14 protein-coding genes are annotated in these 13,830 nt (G+C 36.1%); 12 read left to right on the forward strand and 2 right to left on the reverse strand.

Features of this window, described 5'->3' with window-relative positions; genetic code table 11:
* Positions 1–122 precede the first annotated feature (122 nt).
* The 8 genes from ACUTSE_RS01200 to ACUTSE_RS01235 all read left to right on the forward strand — a co-directional run bounded on the left by ACUTSE_RS01200 (position 123) and on the right by ACUTSE_RS01235 (position 8,135).
* Positions 123–2,108, forward strand: coding sequence for a DUF3857 domain-containing protein (locus ACUTSE_RS01200; protein ID WP_445638924.1), 1,986 nt, complete (start codon positions 123–125; stop codon positions 2,106–2,108).
* 4 nt (positions 2,109–2,112) lie between these two features.
* Complete coding sequence (gene dtd, locus ACUTSE_RS01205; protein ID WP_445638925.1) at positions 2,113–2,565, forward strand: D-aminoacyl-tRNA deacylase; 453 nt, start codon at positions 2,113–2,115, stop codon at positions 2,563–2,565.
* Complete coding sequence (locus ACUTSE_RS01210; RefSeq protein ID WP_002990087.1) at positions 2,565–2,768, forward strand: hypothetical protein; 204 nt, start codon at positions 2,565–2,567, stop codon at positions 2,766–2,768. Before dtd ends, ACUTSE_RS01210 begins: the two co-directional genes overlap by 1 nt.
* 85 nt (positions 2,769–2,853) lie before the next feature.
* Positions 2,854–3,180: a nucleotide pyrophosphohydrolase gene (locus ACUTSE_RS01215; RefSeq protein WP_002990089.1), complete on the forward strand. Its 327-nt coding sequence runs from the start codon at positions 2,854–2,856 to the stop codon at positions 3,178–3,180.
* Between the two features lie 12 nt (positions 3,181–3,192).
* Entirely contained in the window at positions 3,193–4,425 is a 1,233-nt protein-coding gene (locus ACUTSE_RS01220; RefSeq protein WP_445638926.1) for a 3-phosphoshikimate 1-carboxyvinyltransferase, read from the forward strand.
* A 110-nt stretch (positions 4,426–4,535) separates the two neighbouring features.
* Complete coding sequence (gene queA / locus ACUTSE_RS01225) at positions 4,536–5,585, forward strand: tRNA preQ1(34) S-adenosylmethionine ribosyltransferase-isomerase QueA (RefSeq protein ID WP_002990093.1); 1,050 nt, start codon at positions 4,536–4,538, stop codon at positions 5,583–5,585.
* 125 nt (positions 5,586–5,710) lie between these two features.
* Complete coding sequence (gene kynU, locus ACUTSE_RS01230; protein WP_445638927.1) at positions 5,711–6,991, forward strand: kynureninase; 1,281 nt, start codon at positions 5,711–5,713, stop codon at positions 6,989–6,991.
* A gap of 61 nt (positions 6,992–7,052) precedes the next feature.
* A complete protein-coding gene (locus tag ACUTSE_RS01235) occupies positions 7,053–8,135 on the forward strand; it encodes an agmatinase family protein (protein ID WP_259187808.1) in 1,083 nt (360 codons plus the stop codon).
* A gap of 23 nt (positions 8,136–8,158) precedes the next feature.
* On the opposite strand, the gene ACUTSE_RS01240 is transcribed toward ACUTSE_RS01235, so the two are convergent.
* Positions 8,159–8,320 carry a hypothetical protein gene (locus ACUTSE_RS01240; protein ID WP_002990098.1) on the reverse strand — a complete coding sequence of 54 codons (162 nt, stop codon included), beginning with the start codon at positions 8,318–8,320 and terminating at the stop codon, positions 8,159–8,161.
* Between the two features lie 108 nt (positions 8,321–8,428).
* Here ACUTSE_RS01240 and ACUTSE_RS01245 point away from each other — a divergent pair, with 108 nt between their 5' ends.
* The gene (locus tag ACUTSE_RS01245) at positions 8,429–9,775 is read left to right on the forward strand and encodes an FAD-dependent oxidoreductase (protein WP_445638928.1); all 1,347 of its coding nucleotides are present in this window, start codon (positions 8,429–8,431) and stop codon (positions 9,773–9,775) included.
* 4 nt (positions 9,776–9,779) lie between these two features.
* Here the strand turns inward: ACUTSE_RS01245 and ACUTSE_RS01250 are convergent, their stop codons facing one another.
* Positions 9,780–11,339 carry a helicase HerA-like domain-containing protein gene (locus ACUTSE_RS01250; protein WP_445638929.1) on the reverse strand — a complete coding sequence of 520 codons (1,560 nt, stop codon included), beginning with the start codon at positions 11,337–11,339 and terminating at the stop codon, positions 9,780–9,782.
* Positions 11,340–11,675: 336 nt separating this feature from the next.
* Here ACUTSE_RS01250 and ACUTSE_RS01255 point away from each other — a divergent pair, with 336 nt between their 5' ends.
* The 3 genes from ACUTSE_RS01255 to ACUTSE_RS01265 are packed head-to-tail and all read left to right on the forward strand — an operon-like array spanning position 11,676 to position 13,770.
* Positions 11,676–12,512, forward strand: a complete 837-nt coding sequence (locus ACUTSE_RS01255) for a MotA/TolQ/ExbB proton channel family protein (RefSeq protein WP_002990105.1) — start codon at positions 11,676–11,678, stop codon at positions 12,510–12,512.
* A 60-nt stretch (positions 12,513–12,572) separates the two neighbouring features.
* On the forward strand, positions 12,573–13,202 hold the full coding sequence (locus ACUTSE_RS01260) for a biopolymer transporter ExbD (RefSeq protein WP_445638930.1): 630 nt from the start codon (positions 12,573–12,575) through the stop codon (positions 13,200–13,202).
* 22 nt (positions 13,203–13,224) lie between these two features.
* Positions 13,225–13,770 carry an ExbD/TolR family protein gene (locus tag ACUTSE_RS01265; protein ID WP_002990108.1) on the forward strand — a complete coding sequence of 182 codons (546 nt, stop codon included), beginning with the start codon at positions 13,225–13,227 and terminating at the stop codon, positions 13,768–13,770.
* Positions 13,771–13,830 lie beyond the last annotated feature (60 nt).

Genomic DNA, 13,830 nt, shown 5'->3' on the forward strand with positions numbered 1-13,830 from the left:
ATGAAAATCGAAAATAAGTAAATGAGATTTTGGCTTGTATGATAAATCCTCCCCAAAATCAAAGGAGAAACAGAAGGAGTTTTGTATTTTTGAAAAAGGATAATATAAAAGCTGTGTAAGAAATGAATAAGGTTGTACTATTTGCCTTTGGAATTTTAAGTTGTACTTCGTTAGCACAACAAACTTCGAGTCAATTGTTGGGTGAAATCAATATCATACAATCGCCTAGTGCTATACTTGAAGCTCAGGCTGATGCTGTTGTGTTGAATGAAGAAGGCGTAGTTGAATACGAATTTCATGAAGAAAGTGGATTCAAACTTAAACAAACGGTAAAACGCAGTGTTTTAATTCAAACAAAAGATGGAATCAGCCACGCTAGTTTACAAATTCCCTTCTATTTTGGTCGATTTGCGAAAGAAGAAGTCGTTATTGAATCCTATAAAATATATCGTATAGTCAATGAGAAAGAAGAAGTAGTAGTAATTGACAAGGCAATAAATACAAAGGTTGAAGAAGATTTCTACCTGAAAGAAATTAAAGTGAACGATATTCAAGTAGGCGATCGCATTGAGTATACCTATACAAAAGTCATCGATAATATTGATACTATCCCTGTTTGGTATTTTCAAGAGGATATTCCCAAACTAAAAAGTAGTTATACCGTTAAGATTCCAGATAATCTGACTTATCTTATAACGACTACAGGGAATCTATCTTTAAATGAAAAAAAAGAAGTTACCCAAGTTGCGCGTAACTTATCTTCATCAAGATGGGGAACTTCGTATCGATTCAAAGAAGCGATTCTGCAGTATAGTGCTGTGAATATTCCTGCTTTTCAATATGAACCTTTCATGGACAGCAGCCAAAATAATGTCAGTAGTATTCGCTTTGATTTAATTCAGTTTCAATACCCTATGAGTTCTTCTGTGGTAATTCCTCATGAACCTGCTGCCGTTGCTAAGGAAATTTACAAAGGAAGAAATTTTGGCAGTGAACTGCGTTTGGATTCGTATTGGATTAAACAATTGAAAGATTTTCCAGTTGTAGATGGAAGCGAGTTAGAAAAAGCGGCGCAAATGATTGCATTTGTTCAAAGTAAAATCAAGTGGAATCAACAGTATGGCTATTGGGCAGAAAAAGGAGTAAAGAAAGCCATGAGTCAAGGCGTAGGAAATGGAGCAGATATTAATTTAGCTTTAATTGGCGCTTTGCGTGCAGTTGGAATTTATGCAGAACCAATTGTTTTAAGTACGCAATCAAATGGTAAAGCTCCTTTGTTGTTTTCTCGTTTTATGAATCACGTCATTGTAGGATTTAAAATAGAGAATCAATTGTATGTAGTAGATGGAGTACTGCCAAATGCTGAATTGAACGTACTTCCATTTGAAGATTTAAATGGAACTGGATGGATGATTACGGAAGAGTTTGCAGTGACTAAAATAGATTTAACCCCTAAACAGCTTTCATTCAAGCAGGAAGAATTTTCCTTACAATTGGATGAGTCGGGGCATGTAGCTGGGCAATTGAACAGTACCTTAACGCGTTATGAGGCTTTGGCCTTTCAAACGAGATATGGCGAGAGCCCGCTCAATAGAAGCCGCGGTGATATTGAAGCTCGTAGCCCGCAGTTGTTTCTAAGTGATGGAAAAATAACCCCAAAACAAGGAGAAGTTGAGCTGGCATTTCAAGTGCGAAAGTTTAACTTTGCTACGATTGAGGAAGAGGGAAAAACGATGAGGTTTAATCCTTTATCCTTGTATCGAGATAAAGATAATCCATTTGTTAGCGCAACTAGACAATCGGATGTTTATTTTATGTATCCATTTATGGATATGTATAAAGTTACAATCCAACTACCTGCAGGTTATAAGGTAAAGCAGTTAGCTAACAGTGGTATAGTGACAAATAAAACAATAGGGATGAACATGACGTATGAAGTGAAGGAACTAGATGCAAATCAATTGCAAATTGCCTATACTTTACGCGTGACCAATACGGTTGTACCAAAAGAATATTACAATGAATTGCGCGCGTTCTATTTAGAAATGAATAGTAAAATGAACCAATCTATTGTGTTGGAAAAAATAAACGAAGGAGTAAAAAAATAATACATTGAGAATAGTAATACAACGAGTAACAGAAGCGTCTGTTACTGTAGAAGGAACAATCATCAGTAGTATTGGTACAGGTTTACTGGTGCTGGTAGGAATAGAAGAGGTAGATACAAAACAAGATATCGAATGGCTTTCGGGCAAATTGGTGAACTTGCGCATTTTTGAAGATGAACAAGGGGTAATGAATAAATCAGTTCTTGATATCGAAGGAGAGGTGCTTATCGTAAGTCAGTTTACCTTACATGCCTCGACGAAAAAAGGAAATCGACCTTCTTATATTAAAGCCGCAAAACCAGATTTCGCCATTCCGATGTATGAAGATTTTGTCGCTCAAGTCTCTCGTGATTTAAATAAAAAAGTTCAAACAGGTAAATTTGGTGCAGATATGAAAGTAGCTTTGCTCAATGATGGACCTGTAACTATTTGCATCGATTCTCAAAATAAGGAATAATGAAAACAACACTGATTAAATTTAGCCTATTCACGGTTATCTATATTTTATTTTCGTGGTTTATTGCCACTGATTTTGTTTGTGCTTTAAAAGGAGATCCACTGTGTATGCAGAATGTAGCGATTCGCTATGTGATTTTCATCATCCTTATGGTTGTCTACGAAAAATGGGTAAAAAACAGATTATTTAAAAAGCAGAAGTAGAGCTAGTATTGGGTTGAGATTGCTTGCTGGCCAAACGATACAATCACAAGAAAAGAACGTATTAAAATTATAAAACACATAAAAGATGAATATACAAGACGCACAATTAGCCGTTGATACTTGGATCAAAGAACATGGAGTTCGCTACTTTAATGAATTGACTAATATGGCTCAATTAACGGAAGAAGTAGGGGAAGTAGCCCGAATTATCGCTCGTCGTTATGGTGAACAATCTGAAAAAGAAAGTGATAAGAACAAAGATTTAGGAGAAGAATTAGCTGATGTGATTTTTGTGGTGATGTGTTTAGCGAATCAAACAGGCGTTAATTTACAAGAAGCGTTTGATAAGAAGATGGATCTAAAAACAAAAAGAGATCATGATCGTCATCACAACAACGAAAAATTGAAATAAAAGAGCACCATCATGCAGATTCACCTACAAAAATCATCCATAATATCGGGACAAACCATTGTCATCTCAGGAAGTAAATCGGAAAGTAATCGCTTGTTGCTGTTGCAAAAGTTATTTCCTCAATTGGTTGTTGAGAATGTAGCCGATTCGGATGATGTGGTGGCTATGCAAGAAGGCCTAGCACATAAAACAGCAGTGGTTGACGTGCATCATGCAGGAACAGCTATGCGCTTTTTAACTGCTTATTTTGCTTTATGCCAAAAGCAAACGGTGATTTTAGAAGGGAGTGAACGCATGCACAATCGTCCTATTGCTCCTTTGGTTGATGCATTACGTACATTAGGCGCTCAAATTACCTATATTGCCAAAGAAGGATTTCCACCCTTGCGTATTGATGGCATAGAAGCAGAGGGTGGAACTGTGGAGATATCTGCTGCTATTAGTAGCCAATATATTTCCGCATTACTACTTGTTGGAACGCGTTTAAAAAAAGGAATTACCATACAGCTTTTAGGGGAGATAACTTCAAGGCCCTATATTGAGATGACTTTGGCTATGCTCAGAGAGTTGGGAGCCCAAACTTCTTTTGAAGGACAAACCGTTACTGTTTTTCCTCCGCTTCAACTCCAACAAACTCATTTTACTGTAGAAGCAGATTGGTCTTCTGCTTCCTATTATTATTCTCTCCTGGCTTTATCTCCTTTAGGTACGACACTGCGCTTGGGGAAATACAAAAAGGTGAGCTTACAAGGGGATTCCATTTTGTCTGCGATTTATGCTAAACTTGGTGTAGAAACGGTTTTTGAAGCTGATGATTACATTCGATTAACGAAAAGAACAGAAGCTCAACCTATTTTTGAAGCTGATTTTAACGATACACCTGATTTAGCCCAAACAGTAGTGGTCAGTTGTTTTGGCTTGGGAATCGCTTGTCATATACAAGGCTTACATACATTGAAAATAAAAGAAACCGATCGTTTAGTAGCTTTGCAAAACGAATTGGCTAAACTAGGAGGGCAGCTGGTAGTTACAGCAGATAGTTTAACATTGGCTGCTCATAGAAGTGCAGGAACGACAGTACCAGCTATTGATACTTATCAAGATCATCGGATGGCTATGGCATTTGCTCCGCTTGTGATGCAAATGGATCTCCTTATTAATGAAGCAGAAGTTGTCAGTAAATCATACCCTGCCTTTTGGAATGACCTTAGAAAAATTGGTGTTCAGGCTATTGAATCTAAGTGAGATAGAAAAAAATACGACTAAAAACTTGACAACCCCTATCTCAAGGTCGTATATTTGTAAAACTTAAAAAGAACTGACTTCTTTTTATTGAACTAATTAAAATTGTTTTCATGAAGTTATCAAACTTTAATTTTGATTTGCCAGAAGAATTATTGGCAGAGTTTCCAGCTGAGAATAGAGATGAGGCTCGTTTAATGGTTATTGACCGTAAAACGGGAACGATTGAGCATAAATTATTCAAAGATGTTGTGGATTATTTTGGAGAAGGTGATGTAATGGTTTTAAACAATACGAAAGTATTTCCTGCACGTCTTTATGGGAATAAAGAAAAAACGGGTGCTAGAATCGAAGTTTTCTTGTTGCGCGAATTGAATGAAGAACAACGTTTATGGGATGTATTAGTAGATCCAGCGCGTAAGATTCGAATTGGAAATAAATTGTACTTTGGAGAAGACGATTCATTAGTTGCTGAAGTTATCGATAATACAACTTCTAGAGGTAGAACGTTGCGCTTTTTATATGATGGTTCATACGAGGAGTTCAGAACGAAACTACAAGAATTAGGAGAAACACCAATCCCGAAATACATCAACAGAGAAGTAGTACCAGAAGATGCAGAACGTTACCAAACGATTTATGCAAAAGAAGAAGGTGCAGTAGCTGCTCCAACTGCAGGATTACACTTTTCTAAACACTTGATGAAACGCTTAGAAATCAACGGAATTAAATTTGCTGAAATCACTTTACATATTGGTTTAGGTACATTCAATCCAGTTGAAGTAGAAGACTTGTCAAAACACAAAATGGATTCGGAAGAATTTGTGGTGTCTCAAGAAGCTTGTGATATTGTAAATAATGCAAAAGAAGAAAAACATAGAGTATGTGCTGTTGGTACTACTTGTATGAGAGCTTTAGAAAGTTCTGTTTCATCAAGCCAAACCCTAAATCCATATAGAGGATGGACAAATAAATTTATCTTCCCTCCTTATGATTTTAGTATTGCTGATTGTATGATTACAAACTTCCACATGCCAAAATCTACTTTATTAATGATGATTTCTGCTTTCTGTGGTCATGATTTAATGATGAAAGCATACAAAGAAGCGGTAGAAGAAGGATACAAATTCTATTCTTACGGAGATGCAATGTTGATTTTATAAAATCAACGAAAACTAAGATATCTATAAAAAATCCCTTGCTATTCCAGCAAGGGATTTTTTATAAGTAGAAAATAGTGGAAATATTGATAAAAATTCTACATTTACAAAAACCAAAATTATAAACCATGAAATTTGAGAATACGTTAGCTTTTGCTCAAAGTCTTGATGCTAAAGATACCTTATCAAACTATAGAAGTGAATTTAACTTTCCTAAAGTTAAAGGAAAACAAGTGATTTATTTTACAGGTAATTCACTAGGTCTTCAGCCTAAACGAGCAGTAGAATATGTAAATGAAGTGATGACGGATTGGGCGGAGTTAGCAGTAGAAGGACACTTTTATGCAGATAAACCTTGGTGGGATTACCACGAAAGATTTAGTGAACCTTTAAGTAAAATTGTAGGAGCAAAACCTTCGGAAGTTACGGTAATGAATACGTTAACCGTAAACCTTCATTTGTTGATGGCTACGTTTTACAAACCTTCAGGAAAGCGCGTTAAGATTTTATGTGAAGAAAAAGCATTTCCTAGTGATCAGTATTTAATCCAAACCCAAGTGAAATGGCACGGATTAGATCCTCAAGATGTAATCGTTGAGGTAAAACGCAGACCTGGAGAACACAATTTTAGATTAGAAGATATTCTAGCAAAGATTGAAGAAGTAGGAGATGAGTTGGCTTTAGTACTAATGGGCGGTTTAAATTATTATACGGGTCAAGTATTAGATATGAAAACCATCACAGCAAAAGCACACCAACAAGGGGCTTATGTAGGATGGGATTTGGCTCATGCTGCTGGAAATATCAACTTAGAATTACACGATTGGGATGCGGATTTCGCTGCTTGGTGTAGTTATAAATACATGAATTCAGGACCTGGAAATGCTTCAGGCTGTTTTATTCATGAAAAACATCATACCAATAAAGAATTAGTTCGCCTTGGTGGATGGTGGGGACACAATAAAGAAAGACGCTTTTTGATGGAACCAAATTACGATCCTATTGAAGGGGCACATGGATGGCAAATTAGTAATTTACCAATCTTGACTTTGGCTCCTTATTTAGCATCAGTAGAGCTTTTTGCAGAAATTGGTATGCCGAAGTTAATTGAAAAGAGAAATCTGATCACGTCTTATTTAGAATTTATCATCAATACCATTGGTGCTGAAGTAGGTGGGAATTTTGAAATTATCACCCCAACAGAACAAAGTGAACGCGCGAGCCAATTGTCTATCTTATTACATGGAGAAGGACGCGCTATGTTTACGTATTTAATGGAGGCTGGTGTAATCGTAGACTGGAGAGAACCAAATGTGATTCGCTTAGCGCCAGTGCCTTTGTACACTAGTTTTGAAGATATGTATCAGTTTGGACAAATCTTAAAAGAAGGGATTCTAAGTCAAAAATAATTTTGATAGTACGACTGTGATTTAATTCTTAAATTTGCAGCGAAAAATAACAGCTTAATATATGTCAACAAAGCAACAAAAAATAGAGACTTTTGATCCGTCTCAACCAGGGTTAGCAGATGCGACAATCTATGGTTTGCCTTTTACAGCAGAAGAAAGTGAAATAATTGTAGTTCCTGTGCCTTGGGAAGTAACAGTAAGTTATGGAGCAGGAGCATCAGAAGGACCAGAAGCAATTTTGGAAGCTTCTTACCAAGTAGACTTGTTACACCAAAACTACCCTGAATTGTGGAAGTTGGGAATCTATTTTGATGAAGCACCAGCACATTGGCAAGAACAAAGTGCTCAATACAAAACGTTAGCTCAACCTATTATTGAAGCTTTAGAAAATGGGGAGGATTTAGCTGATCACCCAACTTTACAAGAAAGCTTGAATACCATTAACCAAGTATGTGATACTTTACATAAAGAAGTAGAAGCAAAAGTGGCTGACTGGATGAGCAAAGGAAAACGCGTTGTATTGTTAGGAGGAGATCATAGTACACCTTTAGGGTATTATAAGGCTGTGGCTAAACAGCACGACTCTTTCGGGATTTTACATTTCGATGCGCATATGGATTTGAGAGATGCTTATGAAGGATTTACTTATTCGCATGCCTCTATTATGTTCAATACATTGAAATTACCTCAAGTTGAAAAAATTGTTCAAGTAGGGATTCGCGATTTCTGTGAACAAGAAGTGGATGTAGTGAAAGCATCAGGACGCGTTTTAGTTCATACGGATGCAGATTTGAAAAAAGATGAATTTGAAGGCATGAGCTGGAAAGTAAAATGTGATCAAATTATAGCTTCTCTACCACAAAAAGTAGTGATTAGTTTTGATATTGATGCGTTGTTGCCTTGGTATTGTCCTAACACCGGTACACCAGTACCAGGAGGATTGACGTTTGAGCAAGCGACGTATTTAATCACTAGACTTTCAGAAACCAATAAAGAAATTATTGGAATGGATTTAGTAGAAGTTGCGCCAGGAGAAGATGATTGGGATGGAAATGTTGGAGCAAGACTTTTGTTCCATATGTGCGGAGCATTCGCAAAATCACAAGGATTGGCAGTAGGAAAGGAATTAACATTTGAGAAATAAAAAAATAATCCCTTTTAAAGGGATTATTTTTTTTGATTTTCTTTTACAAAGAAGTTGATTAAGGTTAAAATGATGGCTAATGTAAGTAAGCTATAGACGTACAAGCCACCGAAATCAAAAACAAACTGACAGATATACCAACAACCTGTCAGGAGAATAACGATAATCCAAATTAAATTTTTCATTACTGTTAAGAGTGTGGTTTAAAAGTAGTCGATAATACGTAGAGCTAAAAACACTATTCAAATATTAATTAGGTAATTATAATAAAGATTCAAATATTGAAAGGGGATATGGGGAAAAGTATTGCAATTGTAGGGAGTGGTTTGGTAGGAACTGTGTTGGCGATTGCGCTAAAACAAGAAGGGCATCAAGTGTTTATATATGAAAAAGGAGATGATATTCGCACCATAGATTTTTCAGGACGTTCAATTAATTTAGCTCTTTCTGAGCGCGGATGGAAAATGCTGAAACGCGTCGGACTTGAAGAGAAGGTTCGTCAGTTTGGAATACCAATGCACCAACGCGCAATTCACCATGTTAATCGAGAAGAACACCAACCTTATGGAATCCACGGTGAGGCTATTTGGGCTGTTTCTCGTGGTGGATTAAATAAGAAATTAGTAGAATGGGCAGAAGAAGTAGGGGTTCAGTTTGTATTCAATACGCCGATTTGGAGTGTAGATACGAAAAGAGGTGTGCTGTATACGAGTGAATCTGAATATCAAGAATGGAAAGAGATTCAGCACGATGTGGTTTTTGGAGCTGATGGCGCTTATTCTAAAGTGAGAAGTTGCTTACAAAGACGCAGTAGATTTGAATACCAGCAATCCTATCTACCTATTGGTTATAAAGAATTGGTTATTCCTGCAAAAGCAGCGGGTGTTTTTGCTATGGATGAGCATTCTTTCCACATTTGGCCAAGAAAAGATTTCATGTTAATCGCCTTACCCAATATGGATGGTTCGTTTACTTGTACATTATTTATGCCCTATCAAGGGGAAGTGTCGTTTGAAGCCATCAAAACCCAAGAGCAAGTGATAGCCTTTTTTCAAACCTATTTTCCCGACGCAATGCAATTGATGCCGGATTTAGTGGAATTGTATACTGCAAATCCAGTAAATTCACTTGTTACCACCACTTGTTTTCCTTGGGTGTATAAAGATAAGGTAGCCTTGATTGGAGATGCAGCACATGCTGTTGTGCCTTTTTATGGACAAGGACTTAATGCAGGGTTAGAAGATGTTGATGTTTTATTGGATTGTTTACAGCGAAATCCAGAAAATTGGATGGAAGCATTAAATCAATACCAATACTCTCGTAAGGTTAATGCTGATGCAATTGCCGAATTATCGTACCGCAACTTTAGAGAAATGAGTGAGCTAACAGCAAATCCGTTGTTTTTGTTGCGCAAAAAAATAGAAAGCAAGTTCGCTAAAAAATATCCAGATTTATGGTTGCCTTTATATGATCGAGTAACGTTTAGTAAAGGTAGTTACCAAGAAGCTCTGGCAATTGGCGATGAACAAGCCGCTATTATGGATGTGATTATGGAAACTGAACAAATAGAAGCTGTTTGGGATAGCCCTGAAATAGAAGAAAAATTAAAACAATTGATAAACGAAAATAGAGGATTTTAATCCTCTATTTTCGTTTTTTAGTTGAAGTATTTCGTGTTGATTTGGAAGAACTACTCGATCCATTCATTACTTTACTCAGTAAACTAAAGGCTCCTTTGATAAAAGTAGCACTCGTTATCACTTTTAAGATACTTTTCGTAACTGTACTGTCTTCTTTTTTAGAAGAGGAACTAGATTTCGGCGTTGGAGCTTCTTCTTGCTCTTTGTCTTTTATAGCAGAAACTCGTTCTTCTATTTTTTCAAAAGCACTGGCTGAATCTATCGTTTGATTGTATTTGGATACTAATTTTGAACGAGATAAAATAGCAACAATTTCCCCTTCAGAAAGCACATCCATTCTACTCATCGGTGCTCGCATGGTGCAAACAACTAAAGGAGTTGGTGTTCCTTTTTCATTTAATGCTGTGACTAATGCTTCTCCTGTTCCGAGCTGTGTGATAATCTCATTGGTGGTATAATAGGAGGTAGAAGGGAAGTTTTCCGAAGCAGCTTTGATTGCTTTTCTGTCTTTTTCAGTGAATGCACGCAGCGCATGCTGGATTTTTAACCCTAATTGTGCTAAAACACCATTGGGAATATCCGTTGGATTCTGTGTAATAAAGTAAATTCCCACTCCTTTCGAGCGAATTAACTTAACAATAGTTTCAATTTGGCTTAATAAAGCTTTGCTTGCCTCATTGAAAATCAAATGCGCTTCGTCAATAAAAATCACCAATTCGGGTTGCCCGCTATCCCCTTGTTCAGGCATTTTATTGTAAACTTGAGTCAAGAGATTCAACATAAAAGTGGAGAATAATTTAGGTTTGTCTTGAATATCAGTCAAGCGCAAAATATTGACGTACCCTTTTCCATTCTCGTCATAACGCATCAAATCACTAATGTCAAATGAAGGTTCTCCAAAGAATAAATCAGCTCCTTGTTGTTCTAATTCAATGACTTTTCTCAAAATAGCATTCATAGAAGCTGGAGAGATTTGTCCATATTCGCTTTCAATTTCTTTTTTGCCTTCGTTTGTTAGGTACTGAAGAGTTCGTTTAAAGTCTTTTAAATTGAATAATTCCAGGTTTTCGTCCGCAGCATATTTGAATAACATCGCAACAATTCCGCTTTGTGTATCGTTGAGTTCGAGTATTCGACTCAGTAATATAGGGCCGAATTCGGAGATAGTCGCACGTAAACGCACACCATTTTGTTCTGAAAGTGTGAGTAATTCAACAGGAAATCCACTTGGTTCAAAAGGAATATTCATTTGTTCGTGGCGATTTTTGATAAAATCATTCAAGGTTCCTGGTTCGGCAATACCGCTAAAATCTCCTTTAATATCCATCATGAGCACGGGAATCCCTTTGGCAGAGAGCTGTTCCGATAAAACTTGTATCGTTTTTGTCTTTCCCGTACCCGTCGCTCCAGCAATTAAACCATGGCGATTTAATGTTTTTAAGGGTAGATTTACAAAAGTGTCTGGAACAATTTTTTGATCCAGATTTGCACAGCCAATGGTAATAAAATCACTTTTATGACTATAACCATTAATGATGTCAGTTTTAAAAATCTCTAGGCTCATTTTATATATTTTATATAATTAAAGGTGATTTTGAATCAAATACACAAGTAAACATGAAGAAATACTATAAATATCAAATGTTAAATGTATCTGGCTTGATGAAATAAAGATAGTAAAATTCATTTAGACTTATTATCTTTACCACTGCTTACTATTTTTTAAAAGTTAAGGTAAGTATAAAAAAGTCTTATGTTAAGTCAAGGTTAGCTTATTTTAAAAAAATGAATTTTAATTTTTTTATTTCATCTAAAAACATAAATTTGCGACACTGATGACTTTAAAAAAGTAAAAAAGTAATAAGTAATAATTGAAAAAAAAGAATTAAATTTTAAAAAGATGACAAACGTATCAAACGAATCAGTTGAAAAAGTAGGGTCAAGCTCAGGAGCAAGTAGATTATTTGCATCGTTAGCTGTAGTATTATGTATTGTTTTTGGATACCTTATTTGGCAATTCGTAATGGGTAACCCAGCGAACTTTGAGAATGGAGATCCAGCAGGACATCCACTACCAGGTAACTTTATGGGAATGGTTTATAAAGGGGGACCTGTTGTTGCTGTGTTAATTGGATTATTAACTATGACAATTGTTTTCTCAATCGAGAGATTTTTAGTAATCTCTAAAGCTTCTGGAAAAGGAGATGTTGGGAAATTCGTTAAAGAAATCCAAGTTTCTATCAATGAAGGAAGAATCGAAGAAGCTATGGAAGCTTGTGATGCTCAAAAAGGGTCAGTTGCTAACGTTGTTAGAGCTGGTTTAGTGAAGTATCAACAAATGAAAAAAGAAGGATACAATAGCGAAGAAGCTACTGAAGCTATCCAAAAAGAAATCGAAGAGGCTACAACTCTTGAGATGCCAATGTTAGAGAAAAACATGATTGTATTGGCGACATTAGTATCAATCGGTACATTATGTGGATTATTAGGAACAGTAACAGGGATGATTAAAGCGTTCTCAGCTTTAGCAACTTCTGGTACTCCTGACTCTGCTGCATTAGCAACTGGTATTTCTGAAGCATTAGTTTGTACTGCTACAGGTATTGGTACTTCAACATTAGCGATTGTAATGTATAACTCATTTACTACAAAAATTGATAGATTAACTTATTCAATTGATGAAGCTGGATTTGCTATTACTCAAGCATACAGAAGATTCAAAGGATTAGTAAAATAATTTTAGAATAAGTATTAATTATCTTATATTGAAAAATATAGGAGTTAAAAAGATTTATCAATGGCTAAAGGTAAAATGAAAAAGAAGAGTATGAGCGTAGATATGACCGCAATGTGTGACGTGTCATTCTTACTCTTAACATTCTTCGTATTAACATCGACAGCAAAGCTTCCGGAGCCATTACCAGTAGATACACCCAATTCAACCGTTCAAACGAAATTGCCAGAAAGTAACTTAGCAACAGTTACAATTGGAGGAGAACCAGGTGAAGAAAAGGTTTTCTTCGGAGTTTTAGGTAAAGAAGATCGTATTGCTACGCTTGAAAAAATGGGTAGTCGTTATCAGATTGAGTTTAGTGATAAAGAAAAAGAAGTATTTGCTTATACTGAAGGTATCGGAACTCCTATTAACGAATTGAAGAAATTTTTAAATCTACCTCCAGATGTTAGAAACAAGGTTGGTGCAGACGAACCAGGAATTCCAACAGACTCTGTGAACAATCAATTGAAAGATTGGGTAGAGATGGCACGTATAGTTGCAAAAGAGAGAAATAACAAAGTGTTAGACGTTGCAATTAAGGGAGATGCTGAGGCAAACTATCCTGCAGTGAAAAACGTGATTGATATCTTACAAGCACAACGTGTAAATAAATTCTTCTTAGTTACAGGACTTAGAAACGAAGATTTTTAATCATTAAAAAATTAAACTGTAAATGGCTGAATTAAATACAGGCGGCGGAGGCAATAAGGACAAAAAAGTAAGAAGTAAGAAACAAAATGCCGGAGTAGATTTAACTGCGATGGTGGATTTAGCGTTCTTATTGATTACGTTCTTTATGTTGACCACATCTATGAATAAGCCTCAGTCTATGAATCTTGCGATGCCGGATAAAGAAGCTCCGGAAGATGAGCCAGATACAAAGACCAAGGTAGATGAGAACCGCACAATGACCATATTAATTGGCGGGGACAATAAAGTGAAATGGTATATGGGTATGGTTAACAACCCATTAGAAGGACCAACAGATCAAACGTATGGTAAAGCAGGTATTCGTCAAGTATTGTTAGAGAAAGACAAAGCAGCTTTAGCCTATTCTGGGAAACCAGATCAAGGTTTGATCGTGATCATTAGAGCAAGTGAAAAAGCTACATATCGCAACTTAGTTGATATTTTAGATGAGATGGCTATCTCAGGTATTAAATCATATGCATTAGTAGATATCACGCCTGAAGATCTTGAAATATTAGGTGAGAAGTAGTTAACGTTCTGAGAAATTAAGAAATTATGTCAAAATTAAATATCTTTAAAAAGGATTGGG

The sequence above is a fragment of the Myroides sp. TSA_177.3 genome, assembly GCF_052691955.1.